The following is an 18936-nucleotide window of genomic DNA, read 5'->3' as shown; positions in this document are numbered from 1 at the left end:
GACACGGTCCACACGCTACCTGGGGCCGCCTCTTGTCCGGGCTCCTGCGCGGGGGGGCTGGGGAGCGTGGGACAGAGGCGGCGGCTGTGCCGGTGCCGGGGCTTCGGGCGCGGGAACTCCCGTAGGTTCGGCGGGGAAGACCCAGCGTCGGTACCCGAGGAAGCGCAACAGAGTTCCGAGGCCGATGGAGGCGACGTTCGCCGCCTGCAGTACCAGCGGGTCGTCCTGGTGCAGGACGTGCCGGACGACGGCGACGACCAGCAGGCCCAGCACCAGGGTGGCGCCGTTGACCACGGCGAAGAGGAGGTACTCGCGACGCACCCCCGTGTGCGCGCGGTGGGCGAACGACCAGTGGCGGTGGGCCACGTAGGCAACGGTCATCGCGACCAGTGTCGAGGCCAGTTTCGCAGCCACGGCGTCCAGCGCGGTCTGCGTGTACAGCAGCTGGAAGAGGCCGACGTCGAGGACGAAGCAGGCGGCCCCCACGACGCCGAAGGCACCGAGCTCCTTGACCAGGACCCGCCAGGTGGGTCCCAGGCGACGCTGGACGAACCCGGCGATCAGCACGGTCCGACTGTACGGATCGGGACTCGCCCGATCGTCGACGTGGCCGACTCGTCACGGTCGCTGCGCGGCTACCGGATCGGGCTCGGAGATGATGGAGGGCGTGTCCCCCATCGAGCGAACCGCGTTCGTCGCCCGCCGGGTGGCGGTGTCCGCCTTGCTGGCCGTTGCGCTGACCGGCTGCGGTCCTGCTGGAGGTCTCGGGCCGGGCAGCGGTGCGGCCACCCCGCCGAGCAACTCCCCGGCGGCGCCCTCGACCGTGTCGGCGCCGGAGGCGGGTGCCGCCGGGCTCGAGGTCGCGGTGGTGGGGGACTCCATCACCGCAGGTGTCGCGCCGGGGGACGACGCTGAGAGTCCCGGCGGGCAGTCCTGGCTCACCGGCGCGGACCTGCCGCCGCTGGAGTTGGGCGCCGGGTGGGCCGTCCCGGGTGCCTCGACGGGGGAGATGCGCGACGGTGTTCGCCGGCTGGACGCCGACGTGCTGGTGGTCATGGGCGGGACGAACGACCTGCAGCGGGACGTGCCGTGGGCGGACACGCGCGACAACATCCGCGCGATCGTGTCCACAGCGTCGGTCGACCGGGTCGTGCTGGCGGCGATCCCGCCGCTGGACGTCCTCCCCGATGAGGTCGTGGTCTTCAACGACCGGCTCCGTGAGCTCGCCGAGCTCGAGGGATGGGAGTTCGTCGACCCCTGGACCGACGTCGCTCTCGAGGGTGTCTACCGACCAGGCGCGACGTCCGATGGGGTGCATCCCACCCAGCAGGTCGCATTCGCGGTGGGCCGGGAGCTGCACGAGGCGCTCGTGCACGGAGCGACTGGCGGCGGCCCGGAGACAGGCCGATAGCGTTGCGCCCGATGGCCACCTCCCTGGACCCCCGAACCGGCCTGCCCGTGGTGGCGATGGTCGGCGGTGGGCAGCTGTCCCGGATGACCCACCAGGCTGCGATCGCGCTGGGGCAGTCCGTGCGGGTGCTCGCCGGCGACCCGGCCGAGTCCGCGGCGCTGGTGGCGGCCGACGTCCAGCTCGGTGACCACCGGGAGCTCGCCGACCTGCGCCGCCTCGCCGAGGGCGCCACAGTGGTCACCTTCGACCACGAGCACGTGCCCACCGAGCACCTGCGCGCCCTGGAGGACGCCGGCCACCGGGTCGCCCCCGGGTCCGCGGCCCTCGTGCACGCCCAGGACAAGCTGGTGCTCCGCCGGGCGCTCACCGCCGCCGGCGAGCCGCAGCCGGCGTGGGCCGAGGTGCGCACCGTGCACGACGCGGCCGTGTTCGCCGAGCAGGTCGGCTGGCCGGTGGTGCTGAAGACCCCGCGCGGCGGCTACGACGGCCGGGGCGTGTTCGTGGTGTCCGGGCCCGACGAGGTGGCCGACCTGCTGGAGCGGCACGGCACCCTGCTCGCCGAGGAGCGGGTCGCGATGACCCGGGAGCTGTCCGCCCAGGTGGCCCGCTCACCGTTCGGCCAGGTCGCGGTCTGGCCGGTGGTCGAGACCGTGCAGCGGGACGGCGTCTGCAACGAGGTGTACGCCCCGGCGCCCGGCCTGAGCGAGGAGAAGGCCACCGCGGCCCAGGAGCTGGCCGTCCGGATCGCCGACTCCCTGGGCGTCGTCGGCATGCTCGCCGTCGAGCTGTTCGAGACCACCGGGGGAGTGCTGGTCAACGAGCTGGCCATGCGCCCGCACAACTCCGGGCACTGGACCATCGAGGGCGCCCGCACCAGCCAGTTCGAGCAGCACCTGCGCGCCATCCTGGACTACCCGCTCGGCTCGACGGCGATGACCGCACCGGTCGTCGTGATGGCCAACGTGCTCGGCGGCGACGCCGCGGCCGACGACTGGTCCGGGCCCGGCCTGGACGAGCGGGTGCACCACCTGATGGCGCACTGGCCGGACGTGAAGCTGCACTGGTACGGCAAGGGCCAGCGCCGCGGCCGCAAGCTCGGGCACGTGACCGCGCTGGGCGACGACCTGACCGAGGTGCGCGCCCGCGCCGTGGCTGCGGCCCGCTACCTGGCCGACGGGGTCGTCGACCCCGCCTTCGCCTTCCCCGACCAGGAGCACTGACCATGGCACCGAGCACCCACCCGGTCGTCGGCATCGTCATGGGCAGCGACTCCGACTGGCCGATGATGGAGCCCGCCGCCCAGGCGCTGGCCGAGTTCGACGTCCCCTGGGAGGCGCACGTCGTCTCCGCGCACCGCACCCCCCGCCGGATGCTCGACTACGCCGAGTCGGCCGCCGGCCGTGGGCTGCGGGTGGTCGTCGCCGGGGCCGGGGGAGCCGCGCACCTGCCGGGCATGGTCGCCGCCGCCACCCCGCTCCCGGTGATCGGCGTGCCCCGGCCGCTGGACCGCCTCGACGGGCTGGACAGCCTGCTGTCGATCGTGCAGATGCCGGCCGGCGTGCCGGTGGCCACGGTGTCGATCGGCGGGGGGCGCAACGCCGGCCTCCTCGCCGTGCGCATCCTGGCCGCCGGTGACGACGCGCTGCGGGCGCGGGTCGAGCGGTTCCAGGCCGACCTGGCGGCGTCCGTCCTGGACCGCGATGCCCAGCTGCAGGAGCGCCTCCCGCACGGGTGAGTCGCCTTCTGTCCGGCGGCGGACCGGCCTAATCTGTACTCGTGGGTAACAACGCTGGGCCCTACGCGCTCACCGACGAGTACGAGGCCATCCGGGACGCCGTCCGCGACATCGCCGAGCGGGAGATCGCGCCCTTCGCCGCGGAGGTGGACGCCGAGTCGCGCTACCCCGTGGAGGCGCAGAAGGCGCTGACCGCAGCGGGTTTCCACGCCACGCACGTGCCGGAGGCGTACGGCGGCGAGGGCGCCGACGCGATCGCCACCTGCATCGTGATCGAGGAGGTGGCCCGGGTCGACGTCAGCGCCTCGCTGATCCCCGCGGTCAACAAGCTCGGCTCGGTGCCGGTGATCCTGTCCGGGTCCGAGGACCTCAAGCAGCGGGTGCTGCCCTCGATCGCCTCGGGCGAGGCGATGATCAGCTACGGCCTGTCCGAGCGGGAGGCCGGCTCCGACGCGGCCGCCATGCGCACCCGCGCCCGGCTCGAGGGCGACAGCTGGGTGCTCAGCGGCGCCAAGGCGTGGATCACGAACGCCAGCGTGTCGGAGTGGTTCACGGTCATGGCGGTCACGGACCCGGACCGGGGCGCGAAGGGCATCTCCGCGTTCGTCGTGCACCGCGACGACCCAGGCTTCGCCGTGGGGCCCAAGGAGAAGAAGATGGGCATCAAGGGGTCGCCCACCTGCGAGCTGTACTTCACCGACTGCACCATCCCGGCCGACCGCATCATCGGCGAGCCCGGCACCGGCTTCACGACCGCGCTGCGCACGCTGGACGTCACCCGCCCGACGATCGGCGCCCAGGCGGTCGGCGTGGCGCAGGGGGCGCTGGACGCCGCGGTCGCCTACACCAAGGAGCGCCGCCAGTTCGGCTCCGCGGTCAGCGACTTCCAGGGCGTGCAGTTCATGCTCGCCGACATGGACATGAAGGTGCAGGCCGCGCGGCACCTGGTCTACGTCGCCGCAGCCGCCGGGGACGCCGGCAGCCCCGACGTCACCCGGGTGTCCGCCGCGGCCAAGGCCTTCGCCTCCGACGTCGCGATGCAGGTGACCACCGACGCCGTCCAGCTGTTCGGTGGAGCCGGGTACACCCAGGACTTCCCGGTCGAGCGGATGATGCGCGACGCCAAGATCACCCAGATCTACGAGGGCACCAACCAGGTGCAGCGCATGGTGATCGCCCGCAGCCTGCTGCGCTGAGCCCGCCGGTCAGCCGGCCAGCGCGTCGGCGACCCGGGCACAGCCGGCGCCGTCGGTCACCGTCGCCGCCGAACGGGCCACCCGTCCCAGCGTGCCCGGCGGCGCGGTGAGCGTGCGCAGTCGGTCGGCGAGCTCTCCGACGGTGGCCCCCGGGTGACGGCCGGCCCCCAGCACGTGCCCGGCCGCCGTCAGCCGGTCGTAGGTGGGCAGCTGGTTCTCCGCCACGGCCACCACCGCGGTCGCGCGGGCCAGGCAGCACAGCTCCCACAGCGACGTCCCCCCGGCCGAGACGACCAGGTCGGCGTCGAGCATCTCCTCGTGCACCGCGTCGACCGGGGGCAGGACCGTGGCCCGCGGACTGGCCGTCACCTCCACCGGCACCGGAGCCGCTCCGGGCACCACCACCCGGACCCGGGCGTGGGGGAACGCTCGCAGGGCGGCCGCGGCGGCCGTGCCGGCCATCCCGGCGGCGTCGGTGCCGCCGAAGAGCACGAACACCCGGCGCGGCACGTCCGGCAGCTCGGCCGCGCTGCGCAGTCCGGCCGTCCGGGCGGCCGGGAAGGCCGGGCGGAGCAGTGCGTGACGTGGGCCGCGGAGGACCGTGCCCGCGCCGGGATAGGACAGCGATTCGGCGCCGACGTTCTGGTTCACCACGACGTCGGCGGTGAACGACCGGTCCGCCAGGTCGTCGATCACGACAAGCCGCGCCGCGGTCTCGCCACAACGCCGGTGCAGGCCGGTCAGCTCCGCACCAGTGACCCGGTAGCTGTCGACCACGACGGTCCCTGGAGCACCGGCGCGCAGGTCGGGGTCCACCCACCCGCCGGTCGCCAGGGTCAGCCCCGCGGCGCGGACCCGGTCCCGGGCCTCGGGCAGGGCGTCCGGGCGGAGGGCGATGGTCACCTCGCGGCCGCGTCCGGCCAGCTCGGTGGCCAGGGCCAGCGACCTGACCAGGTGGCCCAGCCCGGTCGCCCGTGCCGCCTCGCAGAGCAGCAGGACGCCCCGGCTCATGACCTCGTGCCGACGCTGCACGGGCCGCCGGACGTCGGCCGCACCGCCCTAGGCTGCCGGACGTGCTCCGACCTGCCACCGCTGCCGATGCCGAGCTCCTCTTCTCCTGGGCGAACGACCCGGAGACGCGGGCCCGGTCCTTCTCCGGTACCGCGATCACCTGGTCCGACCACCTGCAGTGGTTCACCGCCCTGCTCGCGGACACCGAACGAGCCTTGTGGCTGCTCGAGAGCGACGGTCGGGCGGTGGCCTCCATCCGGTTCGAGCCGTTCGGCGATCGGGCCCGGGTGTCGGTCCAGGTGGCGCCGGGCGAGCGCGGACAGGGGCACGGACGGCGGGTCGTCGCCGAGGCCTCGGCGCTCTACGTCTCGGCGAGCGGGCGGGGGCTGCTGGCCGAGGTCAAGCCCGACAACGCGGCGAGCATCGCGGTCTTCGAGGCCGCCGGGTTCCACCGGGCGGCGGACCAGGTGGACGGCGCTCGGCGCTACGTGCTCGAGCCCGTCCGGTCGGGCGGGGACGGCGCGGACTGAACGGCCGTCCTGCGGGCCCGGTCGTGTGGACACGTCAGTCCAGGAGCCGGGAAACCGCTGACAGCCGGGCGTCGCCGGCCATCGATGCCAGCCAGGTCGCCCAGCCGGGCCGGGTGCGCACTGCCTCCAGGGCGCTGCGCGCGGCGGCCCGGTCGCCCCGCCGCGAGGCGGCCAGCGCGGCGTACAGGTCACGCGCGCCCTCGGGAGCGAAGACGGCGAGGGTCTCGTAGTCGCGCTCGTCGTAGGCGCGCTGGAGGTTGCGCAGCATCCGCAGCTGGGCCACCGGGTCACCGGAGTCGTCGACCCGCAGGTCGATGCGCACCCCGTCGTCGTCCTCGGTGGCGGCCTCCCCGCCGACCACCAGCAGGGCGGCCGACTGCCGGCCGCGCAGGTCGCCGCCGGCGTCCTGGCCGGCGGTGAGCGCGGCCAGCAGCCGGTCGGCGAGCGGACCGCCCGCGGAGGCGAAGGCGGCCGACATCGCCGGCAGCACGTCGGGGGAGGTGAGCATGTTGCCCTGCACGCTGAACCCGTCCCCGAGCAGGTGCCCGCTGGCCGGCAGCGATCCGCGTCCGGTGTCGGCGGCGACCTGCCCGGTGGCGTCCAGCACCGCGATCTGCCGGTCGACGTCCTCGGCGGCGTGCGAGGCGTGCCGCACCAGGTCCTGCGGCGAGGTGCCGGCCGCCAGCCCGGCCAGCAACGAGGTGCCCAGGCCGCGCCGGCTGCGCGCCTGCACGGCCACCACCCCGACGCCAGGACGCACGGTCGGCACGGCGCGGCCGACGGCGAGGATGCAGGAGGAGACGGCGATGCCCAGGTCGCCGCTGCCCGGGTCCCGGGCTATGACGGAAAAGGTCATCGTCTCGTGTTCCTGCTGCGCTGCCGGCCCCCCTGCAGGGGCCCACGCCGAGCGTGCGAGGGGTGGGGGGCAGGGGGGTCCTTCTTCACACGGTGGCCGGCAGGATCATCGTGGGCACATCGGCGGGGACCTCCAGCGGGGCGCCGGTGGCGGCGACCACGTCGGCGGCGCTGACCCCGGGGGCGGTCTCGCGGAGCACCAGCCCGGTGGGCGTGACGTCGATGACCGCCAGGTCGGTGACGATCCGGTCCACGCAGGCCTTGCCGGTCAGCGGCAGCGAGCACTCCGCGACGATCTTCGCCGACCCGTCCCGGGCGGTGTGCTCCATCATCACGATCACCTCGCGGGCACCGTGCACCAGGTCCATCGCGCCGCCCATGCCGTTGACCATCTTGCCGGGGATGAGCCAGTTGGCCAGGTCGCCGGTGGCGCTGACCTGCATCGCGCCCAGCACGGCGAGGTCGATGTGGTGGCCGCGGATCATGCCGAAGGACAGCGCGGAGTCGAAGTAGCTCGCGCCGGGCAGGACGGTGACCGTCTCCTTGCCCGCGTTGATCAGGTCGGCGTCCTCCTCGCCCTCGTACGGGTAGGGGCCGACGCCGAGGATCCCGTTCTCGCTCTGCAGCACCACGTGCACACCGTCCGGCACGTGGTTGGGCACCAGGGTGGGCATGCCGATGCCCAGGTTCACGTACTGCCCGTCGCGCAGGTCGGCGGCGACGCGGGCGGCGAGCTGGTCGCGGGAGAGCGCCATGGTCAGGCCTCCGTGGTCTCGGTGCCGGCGGCCGCGGGGGTGGCCGCGCTCGGGCGGGGGCGGGTGGTGCGCTTCTCGATCTTCTTGCCGGCCGCGCCCACGGCCACCACCCGCTGCACGAACACCCCGGGCAGGTGCACGGCCTCGGGCGGGATCTGCCCGGGTTCCACCAGCCGCTCGACCTCGGCGATCGTCACCTCACCGGCCATCGCGGCCAGCGGGTTGAAGTTGCGCGCCGACTCGCGGAACACCAGGTTCCCGTGCCGGTCGCCCACCGCGGCGCGGACCAGGGAGTAGTCGGCCGTCAGCGCCGTCTCCAGCACGTAGTCGGTGTCGCCGAACCGGCGGGTCTCCTTCGGCGGGCTGGTCGCGATCACCGTGCCGTCGGCGTCGTAGCGCACCGGGATGCCGCCGTCGGCGACCAGCGTGCCCACCCCGGTGGGCGTGTAGAAGGCCGGGATGCCGGTGCCACCGGCGCGCAATCGCTCGGCCAGCGACCCCTGCGGGGTCAGCTCGACCTCCAGCTGCCCGGACAGGTAGAGCCGGGCCAGCTCCTTGTTGCCGCCGACGAAGGAGCTGATCGTCTTGGCGATCCGCCCGGCGTAGAGCAGCACGCCGAGCGCCTGGTCGTCGACGCCGCAGTTGTTGCTGATCGTGGTCAGCCGGTCGGCGCCCTGGTCGAGCAGGGCCTCGATCAGGGCGATGGGCACCCCGCAGAGCCCGAACCCGCCGACCGCCAGCGTGGCCCCGGAGGGGATGTCCGCCACGGCCTCGCGTGCACTGGGGACGACCTTGTCCATGCGGCTGACCACCGTCTCTCGTCGGCTGGGCCGGCGACGAGTCAGACGGGGTGGCCCAGCTCGCGGATCCCGTCGAGCTTCGTGCCGAGCGTAGCGGTGACCCGTTCGGCCTCGGCCCGGCTCTGCAACTGGGCGGAAGCCGCGTCGTGGACCAGCACCAGCGAGGCGCCGGCCGCCAGCGGCGCGAGCAGCCACGCCACCGGCCCGGCCTCGGTCGCCGCCCGCTCGTCGACCAGCACCCGGTCGCCGGCGACCAGGCCCAGCCTGGCGGCGAGCTCCTCGGCGGTGCGGACGAGCTCGCCCAGGCTGAACTGCGCGCCGCCGGCGAGCAGACCCGGTCGAGCGGGGTCGACCGGCTGCCAGGGCGTGAACACGTCGCCGTGCCCGCGGACCTCCAGTGCGAAGTCCCGCGCCGGGCCGGCGTAGCCGGTCATCCCCATGCCCAGCGGGTGCAGCGAGAGACCCAGCAGCTCGGGCAGGTCCTGCTCCTCCAGCGGTGGCAGCCGGTCCTGGGCGGCCAGCACGACGTCGGCGTCGGCGAGCCGGCCGTCGTCCTCGACGGCGGTGTCGAGGACCGCGGCCCCGCAGCTCCAGACACCGAGGAGGACGGCCGTCGTCTGCCAGTGCACCGGCAGCGCCACCGCGACGGTGCTGCCGGGAGCGGTGTCGAACTCCTCCTGCAGCAGGTTCGCCGTCTTGGACACCCAGTTGGCCAGCGTGGTCGCCGAGAGCTCGACGCGGGCCCCGGTGGCGTCGTCGTACCAGGTGACCAGCGGCGCAGCCGGGTCACGCCGTACCGCGGCGGCGAGCAGGTCAGCGGGGCCGGTGGGACGAGTGGGGGGCACGAGCACAGGGTGGCACCGGACGCGTCCTGCATGCGCCGGTACCCCACCGCGCGTGGTTACAGTCGCTCCTGGAACGCCCCGTGAGCCCGGTCGGGTCTGCGCGCCCGCACCACCGGGGTGGTCGGTGCCGCGGCGCAGGCTGGTCAGCCGCCCCGCCCCGGACGAGGAAGCCGAGACACATGATGACAGGAACCGGTTCCCAGGCCGCCGTCCTCCAGCGTGCGCACGAAGCGCCGGCGGGGGCACAGGGCAGCGGCGCTCTCGTGACCGGATCCGGCCGGCCGGCCCTGCGCTGGCTGGGGCCGCTGCTCGCCTACCTCCTCGTCGCCGGGTTGCAGCTGCTCCTCGTCCGCCGCTGGGCGCCCCGGTTCTTCTGGTTCGACGACTCCCAGGCGCAGTTCGGCCCGATGGCCTGGTGGCTCGGCCAGAACCTCGAGGGCGGCCGCCCGCCGTTGATGGACCCCGACCTCGGCATGGGCGGCAACGTGGTCGCGGACATGCAGTACGGGGTGCTCGACCCGCTGCACTGGGCCCTGCAGTACCTGGTCGCCTCCTCGGACGACTTCCTCACGATCTCCTGGGCGTACGGCGCCGGCATGCTCCTGCTGCTCGGGTCGGGGTCGCTGCTCGTGCTTCTCCAGCACCGGGTGCGACCAGCGCTCGCCGTGGCCGGCGCCGTCGGCATCGGTTCGAGCGGCTTCGTCGTCTGGTACGGCAGCTCCTGGTGGCCCCTGCTGTGGGCGACGGCGTGCCTGCCCTGGCTCTGGGTCGGCCTGCGCAGCCGGTCCGCCCTCGGCGTCCTCGTCACCGGACTGGCCTCGTGGGCGCTGCTGACCTCCGGCAACCCCTACGCCTTCCCGTTCGCCGGGCTGGTCATCGTCGGTCAGCTCCTCGAGTACCGCCGGGAGTACGGCTCGTGGCGTGGCGTGCTCAACGTCCGGGCGCTGAGCCGGGTGGCGGCCTGCGCCGGTGGGTTGATCATCGCGCTGCCCACGCTGCTGTCGACCCTGCAGCTCTCCGAGGTGATGGGCCGGCCGCAGCCCGGTGAGCTCATCGGCAACGACGGCTTTGCGGTGCCCAACCTGGCCGACGTCCTGCTCGGCGGAGCCACCCTCCTCGGCCAGACCAACGCCTGGACCGGCACCATCGGCCTGGTCCCGGCGATGGCGACCATGCTGGTCGCCCTGCCCTTGGCCGCGCTCGTCGACTGGCGGCGGGCCTGGCGCTGTCCCGGGGTCCTGACCGGCCTGCTGGTCTGGGGCGCCGCGGTGCTCGCGACTCAGCTGCCGACCCAGGTGTCGGTGTTCCGGTACCCGGTGCGCTACCTGGTCTACGTCGAGGTGTTCCTGCCCCTCGCCGTCCTGATCGCACTCACCGTCGCCCCGCGCCTGAGCCGTCCGCGCCTCGGCTGGGCGGTCGGCCTGGTCGCTGCCCAGGTCGCCGTCGCGGTCTCCCGTGCCCCTGTGCTGCTCAAGTGGCACCTGCTCACCCTGGTGGTCGAGCTGATCGCACTCGCCGCCGTCGTGCTGCTCCTCCGGGCAGGGACCGGTGGCAGCCTGACCGGTGGACCCACCGGGCGTCCGGTCCGGTCGGTCGCCGCCGCGGTCCTCGTGCTGGCCGTGGCAGCGGCCTTTCCGATCGGGGAGCAGATGATGGTCTCGCTCCAGGACCGGGCAGACGCCCTCGCCGGGGCCCCCTCCAGTGGTGGTGCTCCGCTCCGTGCGCTGGACGCCGGACGTGACGTCGGCACCACGGTGGACGACTACCGGGCGGAGTCCTACGCGCCGGACGAGCAGCTGACCGTCATCACCTGGGGCTTCGACGGCGACCGGGGATGGGAGGACGGGGTGGTGAACGGCAGCGGAAACGTCGTCGCCGGCCTCGCACCGGGCTACGCATCCCTCGCCGTCTGGCAGGCCGCGCTCAACGACCACTGGTGCCGGGGCGTGTGGGGCGCGACGTGCTCGGAGCCGGCGGAGCTGCTGGCAGAGGCCGGCGACACCGGGTCGCCGTGGCTGGACCTGATGTCCTCGGACACCGTCCTGCTGTCGACCGGTGCCCCGGAGGAGGTCCTCGACCACTTCGCCGCCGCCTGGACCCAGGTGTCTGCCGACGACACCTGGTTGCGGTACGAGCGGGACGACGGCCTGCCGGGCCGGATCACCGCCGCGGAAGGCGTGACGGTCTCGGGGGAGGGCTGGACCTCCGGTCTGGCCCGGGTCGACCAGCCGATGGACAGCTACGTCGTGTCCACCGGCGACCAGGGCGGCACCCTGGCCCTGCGCATCCCCTACTACCCGGGCATGACCGCCTCCCTGGACGGTCGGCCGCTGCCGGTGACCACGGTGGAGGGGGCGGCCCTGGCAGTCGGGCTGCCGTCCGGCATCGACCGCGGGCGGCTGGACCTCTCCTACGCGCCGGCCGGTGCCGGGGCGGTCGTGCCGGCCACGCTGGCCGGCCTGGCCGTCATCGCGCTGGCCGCGGTGGCCGGCGGGGTCGCCCGGCGACGGGGTGCCCGGTGAGCGGGGGGCCTACGGGGCTGCTGCACCAAGTCGTCCGCTTCCTGCTGGGCTCCTGCCTCGGGCTGGCCGTCGACCTGGCGGTCTTCCAGGCCGCGGTCCTCCTGGGCGCGACGCCCGGGGTGGCGAACGCGATCAGCTCGGGCTGCGCGGTGGTCGTTGTCTACCTCTTCGTGACCAAGTACGCCTTCTCCGCTGAGCGGTCGCGCACGTCGTTCCTGCTGTTCGTCGGTTGGTACGTCACGTCGATCGTCATCTTCTCGGTGTTGATCGAGGTCCTGCACGGGGCGACGGGGTGGCTGCCCTTCGTCTGTAAGTTGGTGTCGCTGCCCCTGTCGTTCGCCGCCAACTTCGGAGCCAGCAAGGTGCTCTTCGGGCGTCGCGGGGACGGCCCCGCGACGCCCGCCGGAGGGTCGGGGCACCGGCCGGCACCCACCACTCCGCCCGCGCGGCACCCGGCGGCCTGATGCCATCGGCGGACGGTGCCGCCCCGCTCGGCGAGCGGGTGCGGCAGGCAGGGGTCGGGGAGCAGAACGGACCGGGGGACCGGCCCGGAGCAGAGGAGGAACGCGGGACGATGGTCAGGACAGCGGGCGCCGTGCAGGCCCTCCTCTTCGACCTCGACGGCACGCTCGTCGACACGCGCGAGGCGAACTACCTCGCCTACCGCGACGCCTTCGCCGAGTCCGGGCACGAGCTGACCCAGGCGACGTTCGCCACCACGTGGGGGCGGGACTCCCGGGACTTCATCCCGGACCTGCTGCCCGACATCGGCCAGCGGAGCGTCGACACGATCCGCGAGGCCAAGAGCCGGCTCTACGCCCAGCAGCTGCACCGGACGACCGCCAACGACGCGCTGATCGCGTTCCTGCGGCTCATGGCCCCCCACCATCGCACTGCGCTGGTCAGCACGGCGAAGTCGGGCAACGGGAGGCAGATCCTCGACGTGCACGGCCTGACCCCGTTGTTCGACGTCGTGATCTGGGGGGACGACGTCGGCCGGAGCAAGCCGGACCCGGAGGGGTACCTGCGCGCCCTCGAGATGCTCGGCGCCGACCCGGCGTCGTCGCTGGCCTTCGAGGACTCCGAGACCGGCCGCCAGGCGGCGCTCGCTGCCGGGCTCCCCGTTCTCCAGGTGCCGCACTTCTGATGTCCGCTCCCCGCTACTCCCGCGGTCGCGTCGTCCTGATCGTGGTCGCGCTGGCCTCCCTCTCCGGCTTCGTCGCGCTCACCTGGTCGTCGCTGCAGGACCTGACCTCCCGGCTGGCAGACGCCCTCGACGGCGGCGGCTGGCTGGTCCTCGCCGGTGCCTCGGTGGTCCAGTTGACCGGCCACGTGCTGCGCGCGGCCCGCACCAAGGTGCCCATCGACAACGTCCGGCGCGGCAGCCTGGCCGGTCAGTTCCGGCACCTGACGATCGGCTACCTCTTCAACGTCGTCTGGCCGCTGCGGGTGGGCGAGGTGGTTCGCGCCTGGCTGATCGCCAAGACGGTCCGGATCAGCTTCCTGTACACCCTGCTGGCCATCGTCCTGGAGCGGCTGATCGACGTCGTGCTGGTGTCGGTCGCCTTCCTGGTTTTCGTCGCCGTCGTGGGCGCGCCGCTCAACGGGGTCGTCCCAGCCGCCGCGGTCGTCGCGCTGGTCGTCTCGGTTGCCCTCATCGCCTCCTTCGCCGCGCTGGTGCGGGAGAACACCGTGCTCATGCGGCTGGCCTGGAAGGCCACCGGCTGGCTCAACCACGACCTGGAGAACCGGGCGCGTTTCAAGCTGTGGTCGGCCATCTTCGGGTTCCAGCGCTTCTTCCGGCAGCGGCGGCAGCTGGTGCGCTATGGACTGCTCGCCGTGGCCTCGTGGGCGTGCTACCTGGGTGCGGCGGCGATGATCGCCGCAGCCGTGTTCCCGCAGCTGTCACTCCGCGACGGGGTCGCCGCGACCGCCACCCCCTCGGCCGAGATCAGCCCCTCCCTGGGCAACGGGGCCCCGGCCGCCTACATCGACGGCGCGACGTCCTTCCTCGAGGGGAGCAGCTCGCTCAGCGGCCCGTCGGTCGTCACGTTCGCCGCCGCGGCATGGGTGGTCACGAACGTCCCGGTGCTGCTCGTCGCCGTCGTCGCGCTGTTCGTGAACTGGGCACGGCGCACCGGTGACCCGCTCTCCGGCGCGGAGCTCGCCCCGGCCGACGGCTACGTCAACAAGCTGGGACGCGACCAGGACATCTCGGGGTCCATCACGCACTTCCTCGATGCCTACTTCCAGCGCCAGCACCTCAGCCAGGTGCTCCACCGTCTGGAGGTCAGCGGCAACGTGAGCCTCGTGCAGTTCTTCAAGGGCGGTTCGAACGCGGTCACGCTGCTGGCGACCGACGGCACCGAGCTGTTCGTGAAGAAGATGGTCCCGCTGGAGCACGCGCACCGGCTGAAGAACCAGCACGACTGGCTCGCCGAGCGCGCGGACCACAGCCAGCTGGTCACCGTGCTCCGGGAGACCTCGGCGGAGGACCACTACGCCATCGATCTCGAGTACCGCCCCAGCAGCGTCCCGCTGTTCGAGTACGTCCACGAGAACCCGCTCGAGGAGTGCAAGGCGAAGCTCGCGGACGTCTGGGACTACATGTACGGCCGGGTGTACCAGCTGGGGCCGGTGGAGCTGCAGACCCAGCTGCGGGACGACTACGTGGGCGAGCGCTTCGTGCTCCGCGTTCGCGCCGCCGCGGAGCAGCACTCCGGTCTGGCCGAGGCGATGAAGGGCGAGCAGATCGTCGTCAACGGTGAACTGCTGGACAACTTCGACCGGATCTTGGACCGGATCCAGTCCACCGAGGCCGCCTGGCGGGACTTGGCGACCTTCGCGTCGTCCTCGCACATCCACGGCGACCTGACGGTGGACAACATCCTGGTCGACCTGCCGTCCCGGGACGTCCTGGTCATCGACCCCTCCGACGACAACCAGGTCCGGGGGCCTGTGATCGACTTCGGCCGGCACATGCAGTCACTGCTCTACGGCTACGAGTTCCTCAACGAGGACGAGACGCCGGTGCTGCTGGGCTGGTCGCAGGGCTCCCCGGAGATCACCTACCGCGATGACCGGTCGGCACGGTACGCCGAGCTCGCCGATTACGTCAGCACGGTCGTCATGCCCAAGCACCTGTCGGTCGCCGAGCAGCGCTCGGTGCTGTTCCACGTCGGGTTGTTCTACGGTCGGATGCTCACCCACCGGGTGGTCATCAACCCCGGCACGGCGTTGAAGTACTACGCGGTCTGCGTCCAGGCGCTCAACCGCTTCCTCGACCAGTACGAGCCCCACCGCGACGACCCGCGGGACGACGTCTTCAGCACCGGATCGAGAGAAGGACAGGTCGCCACGACGTGAATGCCGTGATCGCCATCCCGGCGTACAACTGCGCCCCGCAGATCGGCCGGGTGCTCGACGAGATCAGCGACGACGTGGCCGCCCGGGTCGCCGAGATCTGGGTCATCGACAACCAGAGCACCGACGACACCCTCGAGCGGGCCCTGGAGTACCGCCGATCGGGCCGCCTCCCCGGGCTCCGGGTGTTCCGCAACCGGCAGAACAACAGCCTGGGTGGCACCCACAAGGTCGCCTTCGAGCACGCCCGGACTGCCGGGCACACCCACGTGGTGATCCTGCACGGCGACAACCAGGCCAGGAGCGACGAGGTCGCCCTCCTGCTGGACCACGCCCAGGCGCACCCCCAGACGCAGACGGTGCTGGGCTCCCGGTTCAGTCGCCGTTCCCGGCTGCATGGCTACGACGCGAAGCGGGTCTGGGGCAACCGGGTGCTCAACGCGGTGTACAGCGTCGTCGCCGTGCGCCGGCTCGAGGACCTGGGCTCGGGGCTCAACCTGTTCGCCCTTCGCGACCTGGACCCGGCCACGTACCTGCGGTTCGCCGACAAGCTGACGTTCAACTACGAGCTGATCCTGGACCTGGTCTCCCGCGGGGTCCGGTTCGCCTACGTGCCGATCACCTGGCGCGAGGAGGACCAGGTCTCCAACGCCCGGAACTGGAACGTCTTCCGCACCGCGTTGCGCAACCTGGCGCTGTGGCGGCTCGGCCGCCGGACGACCCAGCCGGCCGAGGGCCGGGACTACGAGTGGGACGAGGTGCGGTGATGGCCACCCTGCAGGTGCTGATGCCGATGGGGGGGCTGGGGACCCGCTTCCGGAAGGTCGGGGTCACCACGCCCAAGCCGCTGATCGAGGTCGGCGGTGTCCCGATGTTCCAGCGGGCGCTGCGCTCCTTCGACCCCTGGCAGGGGCCGAAGACCGTGACCGTCGTCGTCCGCGAGGACAACGACCGGGAGTTCGACCTGGCGGCCCGGGTCCGCGGCGTGGAGCCGTCGGCGGAGATCGTGCTGCTCGACCACGACACCCGGGGCGCGGTGGAGACCTGCCTGGTGGCCCGGGACCGGCTCGACCCGGACCAGCCGCTGGTGATCATGGACTGCGACATCGCCTTCGACAGCCCGGAGTGGTTCCGCGTGCTCGAGCGGGCGGTGCAGGCGCAGTCGGTCGACGGGCTGTTGCTGTCCTTCCGGTCCTCCGAGCCGCGCTACAGCTTCGCCGAGGTCGACGACGCAGGCCTTGTGACCCGGACGGCGGAGAAGCAGGCGATCTCCTCCGACGCGCTGATGGGCGTCTACTCGTTCGCCACGACCCGGGTGTTCCTGGACGCCGCCGATCGGCTGATGGCGCGGCAGATCGACGCCGCCATGCCCGAGTACTACGTCTCGCTCGTCTTCAACGAGCTGATCGACGCCGGCCGCCGGGTCGGCCTCGCGCACGGTGACTTCTACTGCTTCGGCACCCCTGAGGAGCTCGCGGCGTTCGAGGCGACCGGCGCCCCCGTCTGAGAGACGACGGACGAGGGCCCCTCCCGCCGTCGGCGGGAGGGGCCCTCGTCCGTCGTGGGTCAGACCCGCGCGGCGATGAGCTGTCCCAGCGAGCGGGAGAACGTGGCCGACAGGTGGCTGCCGTCGAAGTACACGACCGTCCCCCCGATCACCGAGTGGCACGTCTTCTCGTCGCAGAACGCATCGGTCAGGTCGAGAACCGACACCCGGCCGTCCTGGAGGGCGGTCGCGGCCTCCGCGAGTCGATCGGGTGTCAGCCGCACCTCGCGGGGACCGGCGCAGGCATCGTCCACCTCACCGGCGGCAGCGATGCAGTCCGGCGCGCTGACCTCCAGGCTCACCAGTTCCGGACCGAGGTGTACCCCGTTGGTGGTGGGGACCGCCCGCACGACGTGCACCTGCTTGCCGGCGTCGGCCAGCAGACGCATCGGCGCCTGCGCGACCTCGGCCGGGATCTCATCGTGCAGGGCGCCCAGGTCGTCCCGGTACTTGTAGACGTCCGAGCGGTAGCTGGTGAAGACCTGCGTGATGGCCGGGTCCGCCGTGATCTGCCGCAGGGCCTCTGCACCCCACTCGGCACAGGCCGGCGGCTCGTCCGACGGCTGGTTCACCGCGGGCATCCGTGCCGTGGCCAGCGGCGGGCAGCCCGCCTTGAGGTAGGTGACCACGGCCCAGTTGCGCTCCTCGGCGACCTCTTCCATCGCCTCGTAGAGGCTGGCGGTGTGCGAGTCGCCGAAGAGGGCGACGGTCTCGTCCGGGTCGTCGCTGCCGAAGCGGCAGGTCTGCACCTCGGTCTCGGCGAGCACCGACAGGCAGCTCATGCCCCGGGACCCGTCGGCCTTGGCAAAGGTGGTGTTGACCGTCTCCGTGTAGGCGAACGGATCACCGCACCCGCGCTGCGGGTCCAGTGCACCGGCGCCGAAACAGGGGTCGCCGCCGGTGGCCCAGGCCTCGGCCACCGCGCGCGCCTGCTCGACCTCGTGCTTGACGTACAGCCAGCCCCCCGACGCGACGGCGACGACGAGGGCCGTGGCCAGCGCGGTCGCTGCTGCGGTTGCGCCCAGACCACGGCGCGCCAGCGGCGTCCCGGTGCGGACCGGGTCCTCCACCCAGACCTTCGTCGCCCAGGCCAGCGCGACGGTGGCCACCAGTACGCCGACCTTGGACAGCGTGCCCATCTCGTGCCCGATGGCGAACGGCACGATCACGACCAGCGGCCAGTGCCAGAGGTAGGCGGAGTACGAGACGTCCCCGAGGAAGCGGACCGGGCCGAAGTCGGCGACCTTCGTCGGGCTCCAGTCGTTGCGCGGTGCGCCGGCCCAGATCACGGCGACGGTGCCGAGCACGGGCAGCAGCGCCGCCGTCCCGGGGAAGGGTGTGGCCGCGGTGAAGGCGAAGGCGCTGGCGGCGATGGCACCGAACCCCAGCCACGACACGATCGTGCGAAGCCGGTGGCGGCCGGCGAGCGGGCTGGCGGCAAGCAGGGCGAGCAGCCCGCCGAGGCCGAACTCCCAGGCGCGGGCCGGGGTCGTGAAATAGGCCTCGGGCGGGCTGGTGCTCGTCGTCCACAGCGAGTAGCCGAAGGACGCGACCGTGAGGGCGCTCAGCAGCCCGCCGACCACGACCAGCCGGTGCACGCGGATCCGGGCGGCCAGCCACACGGAGCCGACGATCAGAAGCGGCCAGAGGACGTAGAACTGCTCCTCGGTCGACAGCGACCAGTAGTGCTGCGCGGGGGAGGCTGCGTTGGTGTGCGCCAGGTAGTCGACCGCGTCGCCGGCCAGGAGCCAGTTCTCCACGTAGAGCGCCGAAGCGCCGATCTCGCGGAGGAACGACTGCCAGTAGGTCTGCGGGACCCACAGGAAGGTCGCGACGGCGGTGCTGAGCAGCACCAGCAGGGCGGCAGGCAGCAGTCGCCGGGCCCGCCGGGCCCAGAAGTGGCCCAGGCGGACGCGACCGTTGCGCTCGACCTCCCGCAGCAGGTGGCCGGTGATGAGGAAGCCGGAGACCACGAAGAAGACGTCGACGCCCACGTAGCCGCCGGGCAGGCGCAGCGGGACGACGTGGTACAGCACGACCAGCGCGCAGGCGAGCGCGCGGAGCGCCTGGATCTCGACCCGGATGCCTGAGCTCTCCCGCGGGACCGGGGCCCTCGTGGTCGACGGCAGAGGAGGAACGGGGGGCAGGCCGATCCTGGGGCGGTCCGACCGGGGGACCCGTTCGGTGGCCTCGTCGACGGCGGTCGCCGTCCCCGCCCGGACCGCGGCCATCGTCGTCGTGTGCTGACCCGTCACGCTTCCCTCGTCTCGCATCCGGCCCGGCCCGTGGGCCGGTGTCCGCTCGTGGTCGCCTGTGGCGGTCCTCGTCAACTGGTCGCGCGGTTCAGCGGGAGAGCTGCTCGCGCCG

The 18936-nt window shown here is 73.0% G+C and carries 18 protein-coding genes; 11 read left to right on the top strand and 7 right to left on the bottom strand.

Translation table 11 applies throughout. The features are described from left to right. Positions 1-15 precede the first annotated feature (15 nt). Complete coding sequence (locus JD78_RS13650) at positions 16-567, bottom strand: GtrA family protein (protein ID WP_194290431.1); 552 nt, start codon at positions 565-567, stop codon at positions 16-18. A 100-nt stretch (positions 568-667) separates the two neighbouring features. On the opposite strand from JD78_RS13650, the gene JD78_RS13645 reads away from it, so the two are divergent. From JD78_RS13645 to JD78_RS13630, 4 genes are read left to right on the top strand one after another with little or no spacing between them, the layout of a single operon-like run. Further along, positions 668-1411 carry an SGNH/GDSL hydrolase family protein gene (locus tag JD78_RS13645; protein WP_166521186.1) on the top strand — a complete coding sequence of 248 codons (744 nt, stop codon included), beginning with the start codon at positions 668-670 and terminating at the stop codon, positions 1409-1411. An 11-nt stretch (positions 1412-1422) separates the two neighbouring features. Continuing rightward, positions 1423-2631, top strand: a complete 1209-nt coding sequence (locus JD78_RS13640; protein ID WP_208104099.1) for a 5-(carboxyamino)imidazole ribonucleotide synthase — start codon at positions 1423-1425, stop codon at positions 2629-2631. Between the two features lie 2 nt (positions 2632-2633). Next, a complete protein-coding gene (gene purE / locus JD78_RS13635; RefSeq protein ID WP_166521185.1) occupies positions 2634-3146 on the top strand; it encodes a 5-(carboxyamino)imidazole ribonucleotide mutase in 513 nt (170 codons plus the stop codon). Between the two features lie 41 nt (positions 3147-3187). Then, positions 3188-4342 carry an acyl-CoA dehydrogenase family protein gene (locus tag JD78_RS13630; RefSeq protein ID WP_153359086.1) on the top strand — a complete coding sequence of 385 codons (1155 nt, stop codon included), beginning with the start codon at positions 3188-3190 and terminating at the stop codon, positions 4340-4342. 9 nt (positions 4343-4351) lie between these two features. Here the strand turns inward: JD78_RS13630 and JD78_RS13625 are convergent, their stop codons facing one another. Then, the gene (locus JD78_RS13625) at positions 4352-5353 is read right to left on the bottom strand and encodes a PseG/SpsG family protein (protein WP_153359084.1); all 1002 of its coding nucleotides are present in this window, start codon (positions 5351-5353) and stop codon (positions 4352-4354) included. Positions 5354-5415: 62 nt separating this feature from the next. Here JD78_RS13625 and JD78_RS13620 point away from each other — a divergent pair, with 62 nt between their 5' ends. Beyond that, positions 5416-5883: a GNAT family N-acetyltransferase gene (locus JD78_RS13620; protein WP_166521184.1), complete on the top strand. Its 468-nt coding sequence runs from the start codon at positions 5416-5418 to the stop codon at positions 5881-5883. Positions 5884-5917: 34 nt separating this feature from the next. Here the strand turns inward: JD78_RS13620 and JD78_RS13615 are convergent, their stop codons facing one another. The 4 genes from JD78_RS13615 to JD78_RS13600 all read right to left on the bottom strand — a co-directional run bounded on the left by JD78_RS13615 (position 5918) and on the right by JD78_RS13600 (position 9138). Beyond that, complete coding sequence (locus JD78_RS13615; protein ID WP_153359080.1) at positions 5918-6739, bottom strand: DUF1028 domain-containing protein; 822 nt, start codon at positions 6737-6739, stop codon at positions 5918-5920. Between the two features lie 85 nt (positions 6740-6824). After that, the gene (locus JD78_RS13610) at positions 6825-7493 is read right to left on the bottom strand and encodes a CoA transferase subunit B (RefSeq protein WP_153359078.1); all 669 of its coding nucleotides are present in this window, start codon (positions 7491-7493) and stop codon (positions 6825-6827) included. A 2-nt stretch (positions 7494-7495) separates the two neighbouring features. Beyond that, positions 7496-8305 (bottom strand): CoA transferase subunit A, encoded by an 810-nt coding sequence (locus JD78_RS13605; protein WP_243731044.1) that lies wholly within the window; start codon positions 8303-8305, stop codon positions 7496-7498. 29 nt (positions 8306-8334) lie between these two features. After that, the gene (locus JD78_RS13600; protein ID WP_153359076.1) at positions 8335-9138 is read right to left on the bottom strand and encodes a TIGR03089 family protein; all 804 of its coding nucleotides are present in this window, start codon (positions 9136-9138) and stop codon (positions 8335-8337) included. A 263-nt stretch (positions 9139-9401) separates the two neighbouring features. On the opposite strand from JD78_RS13600, the gene JD78_RS13595 reads away from it, so the two are divergent. The 6 genes from JD78_RS13595 to JD78_RS13570 all read left to right on the top strand — a co-directional run bounded on the left by JD78_RS13595 (position 9402) and on the right by JD78_RS13570 (position 16530). Continuing rightward, positions 9402-11660, top strand: coding sequence for a YfhO family protein (locus JD78_RS13595; protein ID WP_166521183.1), 2259 nt, complete (start codon positions 9402-9404; stop codon positions 11658-11660). After that, entirely contained in the window at positions 11657-12124 is a 468-nt protein-coding gene (locus tag JD78_RS13590; RefSeq protein WP_166521182.1) for a GtrA family protein, read from the top strand. Before JD78_RS13595 ends, JD78_RS13590 begins: the two co-directional genes overlap by 4 nt. Before the next feature lie 110 nt (positions 12125-12234). Further along, positions 12235-12807 carry an HAD family hydrolase gene (locus JD78_RS13585; protein WP_166521181.1) on the top strand — a complete coding sequence of 191 codons (573 nt, stop codon included), beginning with the start codon at positions 12235-12237 and terminating at the stop codon, positions 12805-12807. Then, complete coding sequence (locus JD78_RS13580) at positions 12807-15026, top strand: lysylphosphatidylglycerol synthase domain-containing protein (RefSeq protein ID WP_153359072.1); 2220 nt, start codon at positions 12807-12809, stop codon at positions 15024-15026. Before JD78_RS13585 ends, JD78_RS13580 begins: the two co-directional genes overlap by 1 nt. A 5-nt stretch (positions 15027-15031) precedes the next feature. Then, a complete protein-coding gene (locus JD78_RS13575) occupies positions 15032-15790 on the top strand; it encodes a glycosyltransferase family 2 protein (protein WP_166521180.1) in 759 nt (252 codons plus the stop codon). Further along, positions 15790-16530, top strand: coding sequence for a glycosyltransferase family 2 protein (locus tag JD78_RS13570; RefSeq protein ID WP_153359068.1), 741 nt, complete (start codon positions 15790-15792; stop codon positions 16528-16530). Before JD78_RS13575 ends, JD78_RS13570 begins: the two co-directional genes overlap by 1 nt. Before the next feature lie 59 nt (positions 16531-16589). Here JD78_RS13570 and JD78_RS13565 read toward each other — a convergent pair whose 3' ends face one another. Then, positions 16590-18824: an acyltransferase family protein gene (locus JD78_RS13565; RefSeq protein ID WP_166521179.1), complete on the bottom strand. Its 2235-nt coding sequence runs from the start codon at positions 18822-18824 to the stop codon at positions 16590-16592. Between the last annotated feature and the right edge of the window lie 112 nt (positions 18825-18936).

The organism is Modestobacter roseus (assembly GCF_007994135.1).
GTDB classification, from domain to species: domain Bacteria; phylum Actinomycetota; class Actinomycetes; order Mycobacteriales; family Geodermatophilaceae; genus Modestobacter; species Modestobacter roseus.
The sequence above is the reverse complement of the archived record's forward strand: the minus strand, read 5'-3'. Positions and strand labels throughout refer to the sequence as shown.

Excerpts from the sequence above, each read along its gene's own strand:
- JD78_RS13640 (WP_208104099.1), top strand. The coding sequence starts at position 1,423 with ATGGCCACCTCCCTGGACCCCCGAACCGGCCTGCCCGTGGTGGCGATG.
- JD78_RS13625 (WP_153359084.1), bottom strand. The coding sequence starts at position 5,353 with ATGAGCCGGGGCGTCCTGCTGCTCTGCGAGGCGGCACGGGCGACCGGG.
- JD78_RS13570 (WP_153359068.1), top strand. The coding sequence starts at position 15,790 with ATGGCCACCCTGCAGGTGCTGATGCCGATGGGGGGGCTGGGGACCCGC.
- JD78_RS13615 (WP_153359080.1), bottom strand. The coding sequence starts at position 6,739 with ATGACCTTTTCCGTCATAGCCCGGGACCCGGGCAGCGGCGACCTGGGC.
- JD78_RS13580 (WP_153359072.1), top strand. The coding sequence starts at position 12,807 with ATGTCCGCTCCCCGCTACTCCCGCGGTCGCGTCGTCCTGATCGTGGTC.
- JD78_RS13610 (WP_153359078.1), bottom strand. The coding sequence starts at position 7,493 with ATGGCGCTCTCCCGCGACCAGCTCGCCGCCCGCGTCGCCGCCGACCTG.
- purE (WP_166521185.1), top strand. The coding sequence starts at position 2,634 with ATGGCACCGAGCACCCACCCGGTCGTCGGCATCGTCATGGGCAGCGAC.
- JD78_RS13585 (WP_166521181.1), top strand. The coding sequence starts at position 12,235 with ATGGTCAGGACAGCGGGCGCCGTGCAGGCCCTCCTCTTCGACCTCGAC.